The sequence below is a fragment of the Blastopirellula sp. SH421 genome, assembly GCF_057808535.1.
Map to the genome: position 1 here is coordinate 1,736,751 of NZ_CM173712.1, position 19,693 is coordinate 1,756,443.

At 55.7% G+C, this 19,693-nt stretch carries 17 protein-coding genes; 16 read left to right on the forward strand and 1 reads right to left on the reverse strand.

Annotated features, from left to right (window positions below; all coding sequences use genetic code 11):
• Window positions 1-63: 63 nt before the first annotated feature.
• From SH421x_RS07140 to SH421x_RS07190, 11 genes are read left to right on the forward strand one after another with little or no spacing between them, the layout of a single operon-like run.
• Window positions 64-864, forward strand: coding sequence for a cytochrome c oxidase subunit II (locus SH421x_RS07140; protein ID WP_488854727.1), 801 nt, complete (start codon window positions 64-66; stop codon window positions 862-864).
• Window positions 865-867: 3 nt separating this feature from the next.
• Entirely contained in the window at window positions 868-2,652 is a 1,785-nt protein-coding gene (locus SH421x_RS07145) for a cytochrome c oxidase subunit I (protein WP_488854728.1), read from the forward strand.
• Window positions 2,653-2,666: 14 nt separating this feature from the next.
• Window positions 2,667-3,689, forward strand: a complete 1,023-nt coding sequence (locus tag SH421x_RS07150) for a COX15/CtaA family protein (protein WP_488854729.1) — start codon at window positions 2,667-2,669, stop codon at window positions 3,687-3,689.
• Window positions 3,686-4,594, forward strand: coding sequence for a heme o synthase (gene cyoE, locus SH421x_RS07155; protein WP_488854730.1), 909 nt, complete (start codon window positions 3,686-3,688; stop codon window positions 4,592-4,594). Before SH421x_RS07150 ends, cyoE begins: the two co-directional genes overlap by 4 nt.
• A gap of 20 nt (window positions 4,595-4,614) precedes the next feature.
• Window positions 4,615-5,691: a cytochrome c oxidase subunit 3 gene (locus SH421x_RS07160; protein WP_488854731.1), complete on the forward strand. Its 1,077-nt coding sequence runs from the start codon at window positions 4,615-4,617 to the stop codon at window positions 5,689-5,691.
• Between the two features lie 23 nt (window positions 5,692-5,714).
• Window positions 5,715-6,149 (forward strand): cytochrome C oxidase subunit IV family protein, encoded by a 435-nt coding sequence (locus SH421x_RS07165; protein ID WP_488854732.1) that lies wholly within the window; start codon window positions 5,715-5,717, stop codon window positions 6,147-6,149.
• Between the two features lie 5 nt (window positions 6,150-6,154).
• The gene (locus SH421x_RS07170) at window positions 6,155-7,102 is read left to right on the forward strand and encodes an ABC transporter ATP-binding protein (RefSeq protein WP_488854733.1); all 948 of its coding nucleotides are present in this window, start codon (window positions 6,155-6,157) and stop codon (window positions 7,100-7,102) included.
• Window positions 7,092-7,970: an ABC transporter permease gene (locus SH421x_RS07175; protein WP_488854734.1), complete on the forward strand. Its 879-nt coding sequence runs from the start codon at window positions 7,092-7,094 to the stop codon at window positions 7,968-7,970. Before SH421x_RS07170 ends, SH421x_RS07175 begins: the two co-directional genes overlap by 11 nt.
• Window positions 7,970-9,205, forward strand: coding sequence for an SCO family protein (locus tag SH421x_RS07180; RefSeq protein WP_488854735.1), 1,236 nt, complete (start codon window positions 7,970-7,972; stop codon window positions 9,203-9,205). Before SH421x_RS07175 ends, SH421x_RS07180 begins: the two co-directional genes overlap by 1 nt.
• Window positions 9,206-9,210: 5 nt before the next feature.
• Window positions 9,211-9,663 (forward strand): DUF420 domain-containing protein, encoded by a 453-nt coding sequence (locus SH421x_RS07185; RefSeq protein WP_488854736.1) that lies wholly within the window; start codon window positions 9,211-9,213, stop codon window positions 9,661-9,663.
• 24 nt (window positions 9,664-9,687) lie between these two features.
• Window positions 9,688-10,014, forward strand: coding sequence for a hypothetical protein (locus tag SH421x_RS07190; RefSeq protein ID WP_488854737.1), 327 nt, complete (start codon window positions 9,688-9,690; stop codon window positions 10,012-10,014).
• Here SH421x_RS07190 and SH421x_RS07195 read toward each other — a convergent pair.
• Window positions 10,011-10,397, reverse strand: coding sequence for a DUF983 domain-containing protein (locus SH421x_RS07195; protein WP_488854738.1), 387 nt, complete (start codon window positions 10,395-10,397; stop codon window positions 10,011-10,013). The genes SH421x_RS07190 and SH421x_RS07195 overlap by 4 nt on opposite strands.
• Before the next feature lie 429 nt (window positions 10,398-10,826).
• On the opposite strand from SH421x_RS07195, the gene SH421x_RS07200 reads away from it, so the two are divergent.
• Genes SH421x_RS07200 through SH421x_RS07220 form a run of 5 tightly spaced genes read left to right on the forward strand, consistent with a single transcriptional unit; the run spans window position 10,827 to window position 19,670 of the window.
• Window positions 10,827-13,157 carry an outer membrane protein assembly factor BamB family protein gene (locus SH421x_RS07200; protein WP_488854739.1) on the forward strand — a complete coding sequence of 777 codons (2,331 nt, stop codon included), beginning with the start codon at window positions 10,827-10,829 and terminating at the stop codon, window positions 13,155-13,157.
• Window positions 13,158-13,201: 44 nt separating this feature from the next.
• A complete protein-coding gene (locus SH421x_RS07205) occupies window positions 13,202-14,245 on the forward strand; it encodes an AAA family ATPase (protein ID WP_488856416.1) in 1,044 nt (347 codons plus the stop codon).
• Window positions 14,202-15,107 (forward strand): DUF58 domain-containing protein, encoded by a 906-nt coding sequence (locus SH421x_RS07210; protein ID WP_488854740.1) that lies wholly within the window; start codon window positions 14,202-14,204, stop codon window positions 15,105-15,107. The genes SH421x_RS07205 and SH421x_RS07210 overlap by 44 nt, the downstream gene beginning before the upstream one ends.
• A gap of 13 nt (window positions 15,108-15,120) precedes the next feature.
• Window positions 15,121-17,286 carry a VWA domain-containing protein gene (locus SH421x_RS07215; RefSeq protein ID WP_488854741.1) on the forward strand — a complete coding sequence of 722 codons (2,166 nt, stop codon included), beginning with the start codon at window positions 15,121-15,123 and terminating at the stop codon, window positions 17,284-17,286.
• Window positions 17,283-19,670 (forward strand): hypothetical protein, encoded by a 2,388-nt coding sequence (locus tag SH421x_RS07220; RefSeq protein ID WP_488854742.1) that lies wholly within the window; start codon window positions 17,283-17,285, stop codon window positions 19,668-19,670. The genes SH421x_RS07215 and SH421x_RS07220 overlap by 4 nt, the downstream gene beginning before the upstream one ends.
• Window positions 19,671-19,693: the final 23 nt, after the last annotated feature.

Consider the following 19,693-nt stretch of genomic DNA (forward strand, 5'->3'; position numbering starts at 1 on the left):
ATCGTCGGTAACCGCCGGCGTTCGAGGAGAGACAACGTGGGTAGAGTTTGGAGTATCCTGTTTTTGACAGTCCCGATTTTCGGGGTCTGGACCTTCGTCTCGGCCATGAACGATTGGTGGCCGATGAACGGCGGCGCCTACGCATTTGCGCCGGGCAATTGGTTTCCTTCTTTGGATGTCAGCAACCACCAGATCGACCATCTGTTTTATGTCATCCTCTATTTGACGGGCATTGTATTTCTGGGGACCGGACTGGTTCTCTTCTGGATTTTGTGGCGGTATGACGCCGCGACCAATACCGACCCTGTCGTTTTCTCACACGGCAGTCATGCGTTGGAAGTGGTCTGGTCGATCGTGCCGGCGGTCGTGTTGTTGTTTATTGCGATCTATCAAATGGATGCATGGGCCGGCGCGCGGATGCGACGGCCGACATTGTCGGATGGCGCGATCAAGCCGCCGCTGGCGCGTGTGACAGGGCGTCAATTTGAATGGCGGATTCAATACCCAGGCGCAGATGGGCGGCTGGATACGCCTGATGATTTGCATGTGGTGAATGACCTGCATGTGCCTGTGAACGAAGAAGTTGTCATCGAAATTGAGAGCATGGACGTGCTGCACAGCTTCTTCCTGCCCAACATGCGGGTCAAACAAGACGTCGTGCCGGGGATGCGACAGCACGTCTGGTTTCATCCGGTCAAAGAAGGGGTAAGCGACATCGTGTGCGCCGAGCTTTGCGGGTGGGGACATTACAAGATGCGCGGTCAGATTACGGTCGAGAGCGCTGCCGAGTTCGATCGCTGGTTTTCGGCTGCTTACGCCGAGCAGGAGACTTCGGAGTTTATCCTGCCTGAGGAAGAAGAATAATCGATGAGCACCACGACAATCGATGCACCTATGCATGCCGCGACTCACGAGATGACCGTTGGACGTTTTCTGTCGACGTATGTCTTCTCGCGCGATCATAAGGTTATCGGAATTCAATTCCTCTTCTCGACGTTGATTTGGTTCATTGTCGGTGGATTGTTGGCGCTAGGAATTCGCTGGCAGTTGGCTTGGCCCTGGTCGGATATGCCGATCATCGGCGGCATGTTGTTTCCCGAGCAGGGAGGCCAGATTGCCCCGGAGTTCTATACCGTCTTGGTGACGATGCACGCAACGGTGATGATCTTCTTGGTGATCATCCCGATTCTGGCCGGCGCCTTTGGCAATTACTTGATTCCCCTGATGATCGGCGCCGACGATATGGCGTTTCCGACGTTGAACATGCTGAGCTACTGGTTTATGTGGCCAGCGTTCTTTTGTTTCGGCGGAGCCTTCTTTTGCGAAGGGTACGGCGCGTCGGCTGGTTGGACCAGCTACCCACCGCTGTCGGCGATGACGACCTCGGCGCCTGGAAGCGGGATGGCGCAGACTTTGTGGCTGCTGGGAGTGACGTCTGTCGGCGTGAGTTCGATGTTGGGATCGGTCAACTATATGACCACGATCATTCAAATGCGAGCGCCGGGCATGACGATGTTCCGCTTGCCGCTGACGATTTGGGGAATGTTTATTACGGCATTGCTGCAAGCGTTTGCGCTGCCGGTTTTGACTGCGGCAGGCTTTATGTTGCTGGCCGATCGCTTGTTGGGGACCGGCTTCTTTTTGCCGGAAGCGTTGGTGGTAAATAATTCGCCGCTGGCGGCCGGTGGCGGACAACCGCTGCTTTGGCAGCATTTGTTTTGGTTTTATTCGCACCCGGCGGTTTATATCATGATCTTGCCGGCGATGGGGATGGTCTCGGATATTCTGGCCTGCTTCTCTCGGAAGCCGATCTTTGGTTACAAGCCGATGGTCTATTCGATCTGCGGTATCGCGGGACTCGGCTTTATCGTGTGGGGGCATCACATGTTTGTGTCGGGGATGAACCCTGCTCTCGGCATGACCTTTATGGTGGCGACCATGATGATCGCGCTGCCCAGTGCGGTGAAAACCTTCAACTGGCTCGGCACGGTCTATGGCGGCAAGGTGCAGTTCACTACGCCGATGCTGTTTGCACTCAGCTTTGTCTCCATGTTTGTGATCGGCGGGTTGTCAGGGATCTTTATGGCGGCCACGCCGGTCGACATCGTGATCCACGACACCTATTTTATCGTCGCCCACTTTCACTATGTGCTGTTCGCCGGTACAGCGATGGCGGTCTTCGGTGCGATCTACTTTTGGTTTCCGAAGATGTTCGGGCGCATGATGAACGAGACGGCCGGCAAGATTCACTTTGCACTGACGTTCATCTTTTTGAACGGCACCTTTTTCACGATGCACATTTTGGGGGTTGGCGGTTTTCCGCGCCGTCTGGCTGATCCGTACCACTACCCGACCTTCAATCATATGCTGTCGATGAATCAGTTTATGACGATTTGTGCAATCTGCATGGTCGCGGTTCAGATCATCTTCGCCGTCAACTTTTTCTACAGCATCTTTTTTGGCCCCAAGGCAGGCCGCAATCCTTGGCGCGCCAATGGCCTGGAATGGCAAGCGCCCAGTCCTCCGGGGCATGGGAACTTTGACTTTCAACCGATCGTTTACCGCGGCCCGTATGAATATGGATCGCCAGAAACGGAAGAAGATTTCTATCCGCAGACGACTCCGCCGAAAACAAAATCGGAGCTCGTCTAAGATCGGGATTTATCGTGAATGATCCGCAACCGACAATTCGATCTGCTTGGCCGCACCGGGTAGCGCTGCTCTTGGTCTGGACTACCTTCCCGTTGATTTGGGTCGGCGGCCTGGTGACGACCAAGAAGGCAGGCATGGCCGTACCGGATTGGCCCAACACTTATGGGTATAACCTGTTTCTCTATCCCATTAGCGAATGGATTGCAGGTCCTTTCGATTTGTTTGTCGAGCATGGACATCGGCTGCTTGGTTCAGTCGTTGGCTTGGTGGCGATCGTGCTGGTGATTGTGGTCGCCGTTTGCGACAAACGCCGTTGGCTGCTGGCGCTTTCAATCCTGGCTTTGATCGCTGTAATCGCTCAGGGGATTTTGGGAGGAGCGCGAGTCATTCAAGACGAAGTGTTGCTGGCTCGCATACATGGCTGCTTTGGTCCAGCCTTTTTTGGATTGACGGTTGCCTTAGCCGTGGTTACGTCGCGTCGATGGTCCGCCATCGAGACGGTTGTGGCAGAGAAAAGTGGACGTTTGCAAGCGTTGGCTGTGTTGACCGCCGCGCTGGCTTATGTGCAACTTTTGATTGGTTCTTTTTTACGCCATGTGCCGGTTGGCGGCAGTCACACTGACTTTCGCATTGCGGTGATCTTTCATGTGATTGTGGCCTTTTTGGTCGCGGCGCATGTGATCGCGTTGACGGCTACGGCTTGGCGCAATCATCCCACCGCGATCGCCGTACGGTGGTGGTCGCTGTTCGCATCGTTAATAGTAATGGTGCAAATCGGGCTAGGCGTCGCCGCCTGGACGTTCAAATATGGTTGGCCAACATTTTTACCGGGTGGCGATTTGATCCCTAGTTTTATCATCCATGCCGAAAGCGTCGCGCAAGCAGGCGTCGTGACGGCCCATGTCGCGACAGGTTCATTGATCGTCGGTGTGACGGTCGCCATCGCGGTGTATAGTTTTCGTTACTATTCGGATTCACCGGCGTCGCTTGTTTCGCAAATTGCGGACAAACCGTCGCTCAAGGGAGTCACCAGATGAGCACGACTCCTCTCGCTTTCGAAGCGCGTCGCGCCGGTCGGCTCGCGATCATCGCGGACTATGTCGAACTTACCAAACCAAAAATCGGAGTGATGCTGCTCACGGCGGTCGCCGTCAGCGGTTGTGTCGCAACGTGGGGACAACCTGATTTGTGGCGGTTGTTTCATGCGATTTTGGGAACCGCGCTAGTCGCTTCGAGTAGCTGCGTTTGGAACCAATGGATCGAGCGTCGCAGCGATCTTCTGATGAAGCGAACGCGTGAGCGACCGCTGCCAGCAGGCCGTATTTCCGGCCACTCGGCTGCTGTATTTGGTGCTGCGATCGGTTTGATCGGAGTTTCGTATCTGGCGGCCACCGTCGGTTGGAAGGTCGCCGCAATCGGCGCCGCTACCTGGCTGTTGTACGTGGTCGTTTATACGCCGCTGAAACGACTAAGTCCCTGGAATACGGCGGTGGGCGCGGTAGCTGGCGCATTGCCGCTATTGATGGGCTGGGCTGCGATGGGAACGCCGTTTGATCTGCGCGCAGCCGCGTTGTTTGCGATTTTGTTCTTTTGGCAGTTTCCGCATTTCATGGCGATCGCCTGGATCTATCGTAAAGATTACGCCCAGGCCGGGATGCAAATGTTGCCGGTGGTCGATCCGACCGGAATTCGCGCCGGTCGCCAGGCGATTGGCGCCGCATTGGCGCTGACGCTTGTCAGCATCGTGCCGTTTTTGAACGCGCCGCTGGATGGAGCACCTTGGTGCGTTGCCGCCGCTTTGACGCTGGGCTTTGCGCAGCTGCTGTTAGCTGTCCGATTTTCGGTGCGTCGCGACGATCGCAGTGCTCGGCATTTGCTTTGGGCGTCATTGGTATATTTGCCGGCGATGCTGGGCGTATTGTTGGCATTCCCCATTTTGTGACCTGTTAACAGAACCGACTAATGTCGCAGCTTCACGACGAACATCACGAACATGGTCCTGTCCAATTGGAATACCAGCCAGCGCTGCCGATTCCGAACGGCAAGCTCTGCTTGTGGCTATTTCTTTCGACCGAAATTATGTTTTTCGCAGGGCTCATCGGCGCTTATATTGTGCTTCGTTTTGGCGCTCCGGCCTGGCCGACGCCGCATGACGTACACCTGAGTGAACCGATCGGCGCTTTCAATACGTTTGTGTTGATCTGCTCTAGTTTATCGGTCGTGCTGGCGCTAGAAGCGGCGAAGTCGAACCGTCCAGGGCTGGCGAAGGCCTGGATCTGCCTGACATTCTTGCTAGGACTTACTTTTTTGGGAGTCAAAGCGTACGAATACAAAGAGAAGTTCGCACACGGCATCTACCCGGCTCATCCGCACGGCTTGCTGTATGACAAACCGGATGTGTATTACGCTTCGGCGCTCAAAGTAGCGCTAGAAGATGAAGCGAAAAAATATCCGGCCGATAGTGATGATCCGCTTGCGCAAGAGCGTCGCAAAGTTCTAGAGCTGCTCCGTAACGGCTTGGTGCAATGGAATACGCGTCTAGCGACGCAAGCCGCTAGTCCGGTCGAAGGTCAGGCCTTGATCGACAGTATTGCTTACACCATTCAACATCCGCATGAAGACCAATCCGAGCTGACGCGACTGCAAGCCGAGCAGGAGACGCTGGCGGCGAGTTTGACCGAGTTAGAGAATAGTGAAGAGCAAGATCCACAAGCGATCGCCCTGATCAAAACTCGCATCGCGACGATCGACTTGCTGATTGCGAATGATGGCGAGATTTTGCAGCATGGGGTGAATCACACCTACGACTGGCTCGACTTGCCGTTTGTGATTCCAAGCGGCAACATGTGGGCCAGCACCTACTTTCTACTGACCGGATTTCATGCGATTCATGTGATCGTGGGGCTGATCGTCTTTGCCGTTGCGTTGCCGTTGACGCTGGGTGTGGGAAAGGCCAACTTTATTGAAGCGGCTGGGCTGTATTGGCATTTTGTCGATCTGGTCTGGATCTTTTTGTTTCCGATTCTGTACCTGTTTTAACTCGCGTTAAGGAATCACCGACCATGTCGTCTACCGAACACGCGGAACCCAATCACGCAGCGGATCCTACCCACAGCCACGGCGGCACCGGCAAGTACTGGGTAGTTTTTCTTGCGCTGTGTGTGCTGACGGGGTGTTCGTTTTTGACCTATTTCGAGATGTGGCATAATACGATTCCTGTCGGGGTCAGCCGTGCTTTTATGATGGTCGTTTCATGCAGCAAGGCGCTGTTGGTCATGGCCTTCTTCATGCACTTGATCTGGGAAGCGAACTGGAAATGGGTGCTGACCGTGCCGGCCGCGCTGATGTCTCTGTTTTTGGTCTGCATGCTGATTCCTGATATCGGCTTTCGCACCTATCACTACAGCAGTCATCGTTGGAATCACACGCCGCAACCGATTGAACAAACAGCTCCGCCGATCGATGACGCTCACGCCGTTCCGCAGCCTGGACACTAAAAAGTATGTCCGTGCCTGCTATCTCGATTCAGAATGTCGCCTACAGCTACGGCACGCGCCAAGCGCTCAAGGATCTGTCGCTGCAGATCGAAGTCGGCGAGATCTTTGTTTTCCTCGGTCCAAACGGCGGGGGGAAGACGACGCTGTTTCGGCTGCTTTCCACGTTGGCGCCGCTTCAAGCGGGCAAGATCGACCTCTTGGGTTTTGATCTGGCGTCGCAGCGTGACCAGGTCCGTCGTCGCATTGGGGTCGTTTTTCAATCTCCCAGTCTCGACAAAAAATTGACGGTCGCCGAAAACATGCGACAGCAATCGGCCCTGTACGGACTCAGCGGCGCCGCCGCTAGAGAGGCCGAAGAACGTATGATGCGGCAGTTGGGGGTGATCGATCGATCTAGCGATCTGGCCGAGCAGCTCTCTGGCGGACTGCGACGTCGTGTCGAACTGGCCAAGGGAATGATCCATCGTCCCCAATTGCTGTTGCTGGATGAACCAAGCACCGGGCTCGATCCTGGCGCACGTAGCAGCTTGTGGGAATATCTGCAGCGAATTCGCACCGAGCAAGGGGTAACCATCGTATTGACGACCCATCTGCTGGAAGAAGCGGAGAAGGCTGATCGCATTGCGATTCTCGATCAAGGAACCTTGGTCGCGCTCGATCAACCGGCGGCGCTGAAAGCTTCGGTCGGAGGGGATTCGGTCACAATCACTACACGCGGCGATGCAGAAGCGCTGGCGACGCAGTTGCGTCAGATCGTTACCGAGGAAGTCCGCGTCATAGAAACCGGAATCCGTTTTGAAGCGGCGGACGCCTCCCAGATGGCGCCGCGAATCATGCAGTCGCTGGGGGACCAGATCGAATCGATTACTTTCGGCAAACCGACCTTGGAGGATGTCTTTATCGACAAGACGGGCCGGCAGTATTGGCGTGAGGAGCCGACCCATGGCAAGTGAAACCATATCGCCGATCGAGCCCAAGCCGATTTTAGCCGCTTGGTCGCTTTGCCAACGTGAAATCGTCCGTTTTTTGCGGCAGCGCAATCGCATCATCGGTGCGATTGGTCAGCCGCTGTTGTTTTGGCTGTTGTTTGGTGCAGGCATGAGCCGCACGTTTCAATTGCCCGGCGCTACGGCCGCAGCCGGCGTTAGCTTTTTGGAATACTACTTTTCTGGAACGTTGATGCTGATCGTGCTATTCACGGCGATCTTTGCGACGATCTCGATTATTGAAGATCGGAACGAGGGTTTCCTGCAATCGGTTTTGGCGGCCCCGATTCCGCGGTGGTCGATGGTGTTGGGCAAGGTGATGGGAGGAGCGCTGTTGGCTACGCTGCAAGGAGTGCTCTTCTTGCTGCTGGCGCTGACGCTGAAGGTCAATTTGGGACCGCTCAACTTTGTGGTGATGGCGATTTTTCTGCTAATTGTCGGGATCGGTCTGACTTCGCTCGGATTTTTGCTCGCCTGGCGGATGGAGTCGACGCAAGGCTTTCACGCTGTGATGAACTTGTTGTTGATGCCGCTATGGCTGCTGTCAGGCGCCTTTTTTCCCGTGCCGTTTATCAACGCCCAGTCCCCCTGGAGTCAGGTGGTGATGCACTGGGTGATGCGATTGAATCCAGTGACCTACGCAATCGCAGCGCTTCGCGAGATAATGTACTGGGGCATGGGGAGCGCCGCGCCGTTGCCGGGCCGAGGGCTTCCGGTCGAAGCCTACTGGTCACCCAGTCCCGTAACCAGCGTGGTCGTGACGATTGCGTTTGCCGCAATCATGCTCGGCTGGGCTTGTTGGGCCGCCGCCGAACCGAGAAGTGGAGATGCCTAATGAATAAAACGCTCGCTTTTTTCATCGCGATCATGTTCGTCCTGATTGGAGGGATTATGGTCTGGATGGCCGCGAATGCACGCGGTCGCAATAGCGCAATGCGCGATGTGGATCACCCAACCAACAACGTCACCGTTCCTGATGACGCCTACGTGGGCGATTTCGAATTGATCGATTCAAGCGGAGAGCCGTTTGTTTCGAGCGAGCTGAGGGGAGACGTTTGGGTGGGTAGCTTCTTTTTTACAAGTTGCCCTTCGATTTGCCGCTTGTTGAATCAGCAAGTCGCATCGCTTGCCGATGAGTTCAAAGAAGACGACGTTCGCTTTGTCAGCATCACTTGCGATCCTGTCAGCGATACGCCGGAAGTTATGGCCCGATACGCCAAAATGTTCAACGCCGATCCGGCGCAGTGGAAATTTTTGACCGGGGACTTGGAGAAGATTCAAGAGATATCTGAGAAGCAGTTTCATATCGGGTTCGCCAAGCAGACGCACAGCGAGCGAATGATGGTGGTCGATCGAAATGGAAAGTTGCGTGGTAGTTTTCTAGCGACGCAGACGACTGACTTTCAAGCAGCACGCAAGTTGATCAAAAAGTTGCTCGCCGAAGAGCCGGCAGTAAAAACGCAGGTTGAAGCAGAGCAAAAAAAAGCCGAACCGATGACGTCATTCACGTTGACCGAGCGGAGTGGTGAGCCGTTTGACAGCAAGTCGTTGGAGGGTAAGTATTGGCTCGGCAGTTTCTTTTTCACGGCATGCCCTTCAACCTGCACGTTGTTGAATTTAGAGAATGCTCGCCTACAGGCCGAGTACGCCGATCGCGGGCTGAAGATTGTCAGCATCACGTGCGATCCTGCCAACGATACGCCCAACGTCTTGACCGGCTATGCGGAACGTTTTGAAGCCAAGCCAAACGTCTGGTATTTTTGTACCGGCGATCTGGCCTACATCGAGCAAATCGGCGGCGGCTACTTTGATGCGATCGTTAAACCTCAGACCCATAGCGAGCAGCTTTATCTAGTCGGTCCTGACGGCAAAGTGATTGATTCGTATGTCTCGATCAATCCGGTGCAGATGCAACAGTTGCGGAAAAAGCTGGACGAGCTGCTGGGCCCGAAGCAGGAAACGCCGGAGGAGGTGACGGAACCCAAAGCGACTGAACCGCAGTCGGTTAAGCCGGAAACAAAAGAAGCAGTAGAGCCGCAGCCCGACGAAACCACCGCCACGCAGGAGTAATTCACTTGGACCTGGTTCAAATCTTGCCGCATGTCAATGCTTCGCTGAACGCGCTGGCGACGGTCTTGCTGGTCGTTGGTTTTGTGCTGATCAAGCGACGGCAGGAAGTCGCTCACAAGTGGACGATGCTCGCATGCTTTGGCGTGTCGGTGATTTTTTTGGGGTGCTACTTAACCTACCACGCGCTGTTAGAAGGGCATGGGAAGACGTTCCCCAGTTATCCGCCAGCAGCTATCCGCTACTTTTACTACGCCGTTTTGTTGACGCATATCGTACTGGCGGCGGCAGTTCCTTTTTTGGCGGTCGCGACAATTTACTACGGTTTGCGTGACAATCGGCGCGCACATCTTAAACTGGCGAAAGTAACGTTTCCAATTTGGTTGTATGTTTCGGTAACCGGCGTTTTTGTTTATCTAATGCTATACCAGATCTATCCGCCGCAACTGATCGCTGGGTAGCCAGCGCTGGGGGAGCTCACTGCGATGAACATCCGAAAACTTGCTTCACAGCTGGGGTCTCTGGCAATCGCGCTGGCGGTGATCTTGGTCTTTCAGGTTTCGTTGGCCCACGCATGTCCCACTTGTAAGGCCGGGTTTGGCGAACGCTATGTCAACGCCTACGGCTGGAGCATTATCTTTATGATGGCGATGCCGTTTACGCTGATCGGCGCGTTCGCCGCCTACGTGATTTGGTCGATCCGCACCCAGGCTGCCGTTGCCACCGCCGCTGGCTCCGACGAATCGGTCGCCGAAGTCGCGCAGCGCAAAGCAGCGATGGGGGTTCCCACGCAACCCCCGGTCGACGCTTAGTCCTTGGTCCGAGACGGGGGAAGTCGCTCTTTGGCGTCGGTGCGCGGATCCCAGAATTGATCGTGACCGACCCACAAGCTGCGCGCGAACGGAAAGAAGATCAGCGGGAAGATCAAAACAAACGCCAGCGCCCCGTATAACAACGTTTGAGAATCAACGAGTCCATTGAACAGCAGCAGCGGAAAGGTGACCGCCACAATCAGCGTGGTCAGACCATAGTTGAAATAGATCGAGCCGAGAAAGAAGCCAGGCTCTCGTTCAAACCGGGCGCCGCACTCTGGGCATTGCTCGTACGTGGTGAACCAAGTTCGCATCAGCCGACTTTGACCACAAACGGGACAGCGCAGAGCGAGACTTCTTCGCACAAGTGTCCAAAATCTCATGAATTCCTTCTTTCTCCCTTTCGCCAGGCCACAAGTGAGCCAGAGCCCGTTCATCGTACCGTTCCCCCACTTCACTGGGCAGATGTCAAAATGTCGCATGCGATCCAGCTGCGGGAGAAGCTGGCAAATCGCCGGAAGATCTCTTGGGGGGCGCTAGAAATACGTGGGAACTCCCTTTTTGATAGCGGAGCCCGGTTTATGGGAGGATCTGCAGATTGAGCCGATTGGGGGGAGCCTGATTTTGTGATCGCCTGCCTGGGCCCTATACTTTCAAATGCGGAAATACTGTCCTGTTCGCATCGCCCTCCTATTCTTCCTTCCTGGCTGAGCATGCTGTTCCTTTTACCTTGCAAGCACTTCTGGATGCTGGTCGCAGCAGTGGCGGTTGCCATAACACAGGCAAATCTTGCTTGCGGGCAAGCAATGTTCTTGCCGCAGACTGCACCCTCGCGGGGGCAGTTTTCGTTGACGGTTGATTTGCCTGAACTCAACAACCAGTCTCAGCAGTTGCTGGTGCAGCTTCAGCAACGGCTACAAGATCAGCAGTGGCAAGAGGCGATCGAAGGGTATCGCCGCTTAGTCTCTGCACACGGCGACGAACTGTTTGAGGCTGATTCGATAACGCTTCAGTCAGATGATCAATACATTTTTTATGTAGGTTTACGCCGGCGGCTGCATACGCAATTGGCTGAAATCGCACGACAGCAGCCAGAGCTTTTGGCCGCCTATCGTGACCAAACGGACATCTCGGCCCAAGCGGCGTTTGACGCCGCGATCGCTGCTCATGATCCCGGCGCGTTAGAGCAAGCGATCGAAAACTATTTTCTAGCAAGCGAGACCGATCATGCGCTGCTGGCGCTGGGCGATATGCGGTTAGAGCGCGGAGAGTTCGCCGCGGCGCGAGCTGCCTGGGAGCAGATCGATCCGCGCCTGCGTGCTCCGTATGATGAGAAATCACTGTTGTACGCACTACCGGGGCAACCGCTCTGGGTTGCGGTTGACGGCGTGAATTGGGAGCAAGACCAAGCAGAGATCGTTAAGTTGTTGCTGCAGCCGCAGCGGCTCTCTGCACATCGATCGGCGCCTGGTACGGATATTCCCTTGGCCGATTTACTTGCTCGTTTAACGCTGGCTTCGGCGCTGGAAGGGGATGCGAGACGAGGAGCGATCGAATTGGATTTGCTCCAGCGACTGGCTCCTCAGGCCGAAGGCTGGATCGCCGGCAAGCAACAACGCTATGACCTGGCGCTGCAAACGATTCTCGACTCGGACAAGGACGTACAAAAATCGCTGCGGTATGTAGACCAGTGGAAAACCTTCGCCGGCAGTCCGACACGGACCGCGATTGCATCGACCATGCCTGCGGCCGACGTAGTCGCCTGGTCGACGGCGTTGCCTAAACCGGCCGATAATGTCAAGTTGCCGGGCTTGAAGGAAACGGAGCAAAGCGGCGCATCGCCGCTGAGCACCTTTCCGATCGTGGTCGCAGGGCGCCTGTTTGTGAATGACTCCAAGCGTTTAAGGGCCTTTCAGCTAGCGGACGGTTCGCCGGCTTGGCCAAGTGGTGAAGCGCGGGATCGCAAGAGCATAGATTTCGGCTCCTTTCACAACAGCGGCCCTGACATTACGAATGGGCTGCAGCTGGGAAATACCAATCAATGGCAAGGGCGTCAAATGCCGCAAATGGAATCCGCGATTGGATCGCCACGCCATACTTTATCGGCCCATGGACGTCTGATGGCGGCGCGACTGGGGAATTCTCTCTCGGTCTATACGGAACAAGCCTCGGAGTTCACGAAGTCAGCGGAGATGTTCATTATTGACCTGGGGGCCGAAGGTCGGATTGCGGCGATCATCGCCGCCAACGAGTCGGGCGAAGATGCTTGGGAGTTCGAAGGAACCGGACTGATCGACGATGGTCGGCTGTATGTCGCAATGACCAAAAACGGCGTGCGCAGCGAATCGGCCGTCGCCTGCTATGACGCTTCGACCGCTCGCCGTATTTGGCGGCGAACGATTTGTTCGACCGAACCGTATGGCGCTGGGCTCGTTCTGGGTGACAAGGCGGGGCAACGCTCCCACAACTTACTGACGATGTCGGACGGCGTGTTGTATTACAACACCAATCGCGGCGCTGTTGCGGCGGTCAGCGCCGCTACCGGCGAGATCCAGTGGTTGACCACTTATCCGCGGGGGCCGCTAGAAGCGGGAACCTTGATCCGCGCCAATCAACAATTGATTCGTGATCTTAACCCGTGTATCGTCGCCGGTGATATGGTGATTGTGATGCCGGCCGATTGCGATCGGATCGTGGCGCTGGATGCGGCGACCGGAAAATTACAGTGGCAAACTGTGCCCGGCGGGGTGCAAGCGCTGCATCTGCTGGGGACGACTCAAGAAGATTTAATCGTAAGTGGAGAGCAGGTTTATTGGATCCGGCTTGATTCGGGCAGGATTCGTAGTCAGTTCCCCAATCCGCGTGATCCGCAAAATCCGGAAACGGAGAGCCCTCCCTTAGGCTACGGACGCGGCGTTCTGGCTCGTGATAGAATATATTGGCCTACCTTGGAAGCGGTTTATGTCTTGAAGCAGCAATTGGATCAGGACGAAAAAGTGGTCGTCGCTCGCGACCCGATCGATTTGCAAGCGCTAGGGCTGACAGGCGGAAATCTGGCGATCGCCGAAGATCGTCTGGTGATTGCCGGTTCAACGCAGTTAACCGTATTAAAGAGTGACGCGCCGAACAGTCCGGCTCCCTGATTTTTCGCTCGCCGATTGCGAGTCGCAGTTCCTTCGGAGTAACGATTTTGGAAGACCAAGATATCGATTCTGTCCGCAAGCTGAGCGTTGCATATGAGCAGATCACGCGCGAACTATCCAAGGTCATCGTTGGCCAGCAAGAGGTAGTAGAGCAGCTATTGATTTCACTGTTTGCCGGCGGCCATTGCCTCTTGGTCGGCGTCCCAGGGCTGGCGAAGACCTTGATGATTCGCAGTCTGGCCGAATCGCTATCGCTCGACTTCAATCGGATTCAATTTACGCCAGACTTGATGCCGTCAGATATAACCGGCACCGAAGTAATTCAAGAGGATCGCGCGACCGGTCAACGCGAGTATCGCTTTATCCCCGGTCCGGTTTTCGCCAATGTGATTTTGGCGGATGAGATCAACCGCACGCCCCCCAAGACGCAAGCGGCGCTGTTAGAAGCGATGCAAGAGCATCAAGTCACCGCCGGCGGTCAGCGTCATCGACTGCCGAGTCCGTTCTTTGTCTTGGCGACGCAAAATCCGATCGAACAAGAAGGGACCTATCCGCTGCCTGAGGCGCAGTTGGACCGGTTTATGTTCAACGTCCAGGTCGACTATCCGTCGGCTGCCGAAGAACTAGAAATCGTCCGGCGCACGACGACCGACCATCACTCGTTGATTTCGGCCACGTTGTCGGCGGACGATATTTCGCAGTTAACGCATGTCGTCCGCAAAGCGCCGGTCGCGGATCATATTGCCGAGTACGCGATTCAACTGGTGCGGATGACTCGCAAGGGACGTGACGAAACGCCTGACTTTATCGGCCAATATGTGCAATGGGGCGCCGGGCCCCGCGCGAGCCAATACCTAGTATTAGGCGCTAAGTCTCGCGCGGTGCTGCAAGGGCGAACCTTTGTCACTACCCAGGATGTTCAGGCAGTCGCGCTGCCCGTGCTGCGTCACCGGATGCGAACCAATTTTACCGCCGATGCTGAAGGGATCACGACCGATGATCTGATTCGTCGGCTTATCGAACTTGTCCCCACGGTCACCGCAGATGAACAAGCCGACAAAGCGTTTAGATCCGCAAACGCTGGCTAAGCTGCATGGCTTGAGAATGCGGGCCCAGCACATTGTGGAAGGGTTCGTCTCGGGTTCGCATCGCAGTCCCTATCGCGGCTTCTCGATTGAGTTTGCCGAGCACCGAGAGTACGCGCCGGGCGACGATCTGCGCTATCTGGACTGGAAGGTGTATGGTCGTACGGACAAATTCTATCTGAAGCAGTACGAAGACGAAACGAACCTGATCGCCTATCTGGTGCTGGATGTCAGCGAAAGCATGACCTATCGCGGCCCCCATGCTTCGCTCACCAAGTTGGAGTACGCCGAGTGCATCGCAGCGACCATGGCTTGGCTTACCTTGCACCAGCAAGATGCTGTGGGTCTGGCGACCTTTGACGATGAGGTGCGCACGCTGATCGAACCGGGTAGCAGTCCCACGCAGTTGCAGCAGTTTTTTGAGGTGTTGGATCGAACCGAGTCGCGACGAAAAACGGCGACAGGGCCGATCTTTCATCAACTGGCCGAGCGGTTTCGCAAACGAGGAATCGTGCTGGTCATTAGCGACTTTTTTGACGATGTCGACACAATGATCGCCGGGCTCCAGCACTTTCGGCATCGTCGACACGATGTAGTTTTGGTTCATTTGTTAGATCCGGCTGAGCTCGACTTTCCCTTTCAGCAGCCGACAATGTTTCAAGGTTTGGAAGAAATGCCAGAACTGCTGGTCGATCCGCAGTCGCTTCGCAAAGCCTATTTGCGTGAGATTAACGCTGCGATTGACTCATTGAGAGCACAGGCGCGCAGCGCGAATATTGACTATTTGCAAGTTCGCACGGATCAACCGCTGGATGTGGTGCTAAACGCTTTTTTATCGGGTCGCATGGCTCGGATGCATTCGTAAGGAAACATTGCCTGTGTCGTTATTGGCCGTGAGCCCGTTCTTACTTTCCAGCGCCGGCATGTTGGCGTGGGGAGCGGCTGCGGCTGCGCCGATCTTAATTCATCTGTGGAATCGGCGTCGACATCGCAATACAACCTGGGCGGCGATGCAGTACCTGATCGCTGCAATGAAAAAGAATTCACGGCGGATTCAGATCGAGCAACTGCTGCTGCTGATTATCCGCTGCGCGATAATGCTGCTGTTTGCGTTGGCGCTGGCCGATATCTCTTGCACCTCCGGCTCGCCGCTGGTTTCGTCCGCTTCGCTCGATGCGCGACACACTGTGTTGGTGATCGACGGTTCCTATAGCATGGACTACCACGAGAACGGACGTTCCCGCTTTGACGCGGCGAAAGAAGAGGCTCGGCACATAGTCGCTGCGTCGTCGCAAGGAGACGGTTATACGCTGATCCGGATAGGACAGCCGCCGCTGGTGGTGATCGGCGATCCGGCCTATGACAGCGGAGACGTGCTGCAAGAGCTTGACGCCATGCAGGTCGCTCATGCCGGCGCAAACCTCGAAGCAACGTTGGCCGAAGTCGAAAAGATCTTGGACCACGCGCATGCGAATCATCCCCGGCTGACCCGTTCACGCGTGATCTTTCTCAGCGATTTGCAACAGTCCACTTGGGAAGGAGCGACCTCCGGCGGCGCTGCGCAGCGATTTGAATCGCTCGCGAAAAAAGGAAGCTTAAGCCTGATTGATGTGGGGCAAGCAACGACCGGGAACGCCTACATTGAAAATGTGCAAATGCTGGAACCCTTTGCGACCTTAGCGGCGCCCAGCACATTTGAGATTGATCTCCGCCGTGACGGAGAAATCAGCGGCGGAGAAAAAAGCTTGCGGATGTTTGTCGATGACACCTTGGTGGGACAGCAAGTGATTGATTTGTCGACCAGCGAAGCGGCGTCGGCGCAGTTTTCGTATCGCTTTGAAAAGCAGGGGGATCACGCGATTGAGTTTCGTCTGGACGAAGATGCGTTGCCGATCGATGACCATCGTTGGATTGTCGCGTCAGCCAAGGAGCAAGTCCGTGTGCTGTGCGTCGCCGGCAGTCCTGGCGCGGCCAAATTTTTACGATTTGCGCTGCGCCCCGATGACGCCGCGGAAGCGTCGATTGCTCCCGAAGTGATCAGCCAATCCACCCTGGTCGAAATCGATCTCACTCCGTACGCGGCAATCTTTGTCGCCGATGCGGCTCGGTTTACCGAGCAAGAGGCCGGCGTGTTGACCGACTATGCGGCGACGGGGAAGGGGGTCGCTTTTTTCTTGGGACCCGATGCGGACGCTGATAACTACAACCGCCTGCTTGGATCGCAAGAGCATCCGCTATTGCCGGTTGTTTTGCAGTCTCCCAGCGAGGAAGGGGAGTATCGTTTTGACCCGCGCGGCTATGAGCACCCGCTGATCGAGCCGTTTCGCGGGCAACAGGGGGGCGGGCTCTTGTCGACCCCAATCTGGCGATACTACCGCATCAAGCAAAACGATACGGCACGCATCGCTTTGTGGTTTGACAGCGGAGATCCGGCGATTGTCTTGGGTAGTGCAATTGCCGGTGATCAAGCAGAAGTGAGCGACAACGTTGCGTTGATCACGCTGCCGGCGGCAATCACAACGACAAGCGGTGCTGGACAGCCTTGGTCCGCTTTGCCGACCTGGCCGAGCTTTCCACCGCTGGTGCAAGAGACGCTCGCGCAACTAGTGCGGGGAGAGAGTGACAAGCAAAACGTTTTGGTCGGCCAAATGCTGCAAGGACGTCTGACGACTAGTTCGTCCGCCGTGACAGCGGCGATTACAACTCCTCGCGACGAAACGCAACGTTTGGGACGTTTGCCGGATGGAAGTTGGATGTTTGACGAAACCGAAACCAGCGGAGTCTATCGCTTGAAAGTCAGCGATCGCCCCCAAGCTGACCAATTGTTCGCCGTCAATTTGCAAACCGTCGAAAGTAATCTAACGCGAGTCGCTCGCGAAGATTTGCCGTCGGTGTTGTTTCAAGCCAATGCAGATGACGGCGCCTACTTAGCGTCGGGAATCGCCGATGGCGTGCCGCTGTTTCGGATGATTCTGCTCAGCGTGCTGGCGTTGTTGTTACTGGAACCGGTTCTTGCCTGGAAGTTTGGATCGGCCGCCCTATGAACAACGCTTTTGATCGTTGGATATACTGGTTTTTTGCCGGCGATGCTGCGCGGGAAGCGGATGGTTTGCAATCGAGCATTCAATGGATCGCCCCTTGGGCGCCGTGGGTGACGATCGCAGTTTTTATCGGCGGAGCAGCGCTGGTCGCCGCGATTTACTATCGCGAACGGTCTACCAAGCGTCCATGGTACAAAGCAACCTTGGCCGCGATGCGAATTGCGCTGGTCGCGCTCATCTTGTTCATGCTGTATGGCTTGTCGTTGCGACCTTACCGTACCGATACGCCGGACTTGGTGATCGCGCTGGATGATTCAAAAAGCATGTCGCATGTGGATGTGCTCTCTGGCGAAGATGCATCGCAAGTTGAATCACGAGTCACTGCTGCTGGATATGCCGATGCGTCACGTTGGAATCAGGGACGCACGTTGCTGTTGGCGGAAGATTGGCTGGAACAACTAAAGTCGCGTTATCGCTTGAAGGGATACTTTATCGCTGACAGCGGTCGGGCCTGGAGCGGCGACGTCGAGCAATGGAGTGCGATGTTAGAAACCGGAGTCGCCGATCGCCCGGCGAGCCAGTTGGGAGACAGTTTAACCGAGATTTTCCAACAACAACGCGGCCGGCCGACCGCAGCAGTCGTCTTATTGACCGACGGGATCACGACGGAAGGAAAATCGCTTACTGACGCAGCGGTGATCGCCCGAAGACGCGGTGCGCCCCTGTATGTGGTCGGATTAGGAAGTCGCCAACGTCAATTGAACTTGCGGGTTGAAGATCTGGATGTCGAGCGAGCGGCGTTTGTCGGCGATCCTCTCAATTTCAAGTTTCGTTTGACTGCTGCCGGAATGGCGGGCAAAACTGCGCGGGTCACGTTGCGTTCCAAGGACGATTCAGAGATCCTGGCCGAGAAATCGGTCTCTGTCACCAGCGACGAGATGACGCGGCAGTTGGACTTGCAGTTTCGTCCGACGAAAAAAGGAGACTATACTTTTATCGTGTCGGTCGAAGCTGGCGATAATGAGATCGATCTGACTGACAACGTTGCGACCGCTCAAGTAGCGGTTCGTGACGATGCAATCAAAGTGCTGTTGGTCGATTCGCAACCGCGATTTCAGTATCGCTATTTAAAAACGTTGTTCGAGCGGCAGTTGAAGCCGGTCAGTTCGAGCGGCCGTCCCGAGAACGCATTTGCATTGACGGCGATTCTGCAAGATTCTGATCTGGAGTACGCCGATCAAGACGCCGTGGCGGAGCGAATATTTCCGTCCAATCAGGACGAGATGTTCAAGTTCGACGTCATCGTGATCGGTGATGCGAATCCCGCGTTTTTAAGTCGCATCAATCTAGAGCTGCTCTCCAAGTTTGTGATCGAAAAAGGGGGCGGCGTCATCTTTGTCGCCGGGGATCAGTTTCTGCCTTGGCAGTATGGTGGCACGCCGCTGGCTGGGCTCTTCCCGTTTCAAATGGATGGATCGCAGCGACCTGCGCCGCCGCTTGCCGATTCGATCTCGGTCAAATTGACGAACCTGGGGATCAGTTCGCCGCCGCTACAAGTTGGTTCTAACACCAGCGAAACGATCCGGCGGTGGGACACGATTGAACAGCTTTATTGGTTGCCTGAATTTCCGACGCTTAAACCGGGCGCGCAAGTGCTGGCCTCGGCTCGTGATCGCGTGGACGCCAAAGGAGAGCCGATTCCGCTGTTGATGCAGCAGTTTGTCGGCGGAGGCAAAGTGATGTTCCTCGCGAGTGATGATCTGTGGCGGTGGGAGCATCACGACCCTTTTTGGATGCAGACAGTTCGCTATTTGGCGCGCGCATCGATCTTGGGGGGAGGCTGGGGCGCCGAATTGACGGCGAATCGCAACGAATACGAACGAGGCGAACCTGTTCGACTGCGTGTCCGTTTTTTGGATGATCGCAAAGCGCCGACCAGCGACCAAGGGGTGACCGTAATGGTTGAGCAAGCCGGTGGCCGACAACGCCGCGTCTCGTTGGCCCGGGCTTCGGGAAGCCGCGATACGTTTGAAGCCGCGATCAGCGATTTGCCGGAAGGGGAATATCGTGCGTGGATCGCCGAGCCGGTAATGTCCGCTGCGCCGGAACAAGCTGCGACTAATTTTCGGATCGAAGCGACGGCCGGCGAAATGGCTCGATTGGCCGCCGACTTTGACGAACTCAGCGCTGCTGCAACCGCGGCTGGCGGAAAGTTTTATACGTTTGCCGACGCGACCCAGCTATTGAAGGACTTGCCTGAAGGGCGACAAGTTCGGATCGAAACGCTCTCGCCGATCCCGGTTTGGAATTCTTGGAAACTAGCGACCCTGTTTATTGGTCTCATCATTGGAGAATGGCTGCTCAGGAAGCGCGGAGGATTGTTGTAACGGTGGTTGCGGCATTTTCGACT

What these genes read in the sequence shown, in the direction of transcription:
- SH421x_RS07145 (WP_488854728.1), top strand. Translation starts at nt 868, where the DNA reads ATGAGCACCACGACAATCGATGCACCTATGCATGCCGCGACTCACGAG.
- cyoE (WP_488854730.1), top strand. Translation starts at nt 3,686, where the DNA reads ATGAGCACGACTCCTCTCGCTTTCGAAGCGCGTCGCGCCGGTCGGCTC.
- SH421x_RS07160 (WP_488854731.1), top strand. Translation starts at nt 4,615, where the DNA reads ATGTCGCAGCTTCACGACGAACATCACGAACATGGTCCTGTCCAATTG.
- SH421x_RS07165 (WP_488854732.1), top strand. Translation starts at nt 5,715, where the DNA reads ATGTCGTCTACCGAACACGCGGAACCCAATCACGCAGCGGATCCTACC.
- SH421x_RS07170 (WP_488854733.1), top strand. Translation starts at nt 6,155, where the DNA reads ATGTCCGTGCCTGCTATCTCGATTCAGAATGTCGCCTACAGCTACGGC.
- SH421x_RS07175 (WP_488854734.1), top strand. Translation starts at nt 7,092, where the DNA reads ATGGCAAGTGAAACCATATCGCCGATCGAGCCCAAGCCGATTTTAGCC.
- SH421x_RS07180 (WP_488854735.1), top strand. Translation starts at nt 7,970, where the DNA reads ATGAATAAAACGCTCGCTTTTTTCATCGCGATCATGTTCGTCCTGATT.
- SH421x_RS07190 (WP_488854737.1), top strand. Translation starts at nt 9,688, where the DNA reads ATGAACATCCGAAAACTTGCTTCACAGCTGGGGTCTCTGGCAATCGCG.
- SH421x_RS07195 (WP_488854738.1), bottom strand. Translation starts at nt 10,397, where the DNA reads ATGAGATTTTGGACACTTGTGCGAAGAAGTCTCGCTCTGCGCTGTCCC.
- SH421x_RS07210 (WP_488854740.1), top strand. Translation starts at nt 14,202, where the DNA reads ATGAACAAGCCGACAAAGCGTTTAGATCCGCAAACGCTGGCTAAGCTG.
- SH421x_RS07220 (WP_488854742.1), top strand. Translation starts at nt 17,283, where the DNA reads ATGAACAACGCTTTTGATCGTTGGATATACTGGTTTTTTGCCGGCGAT.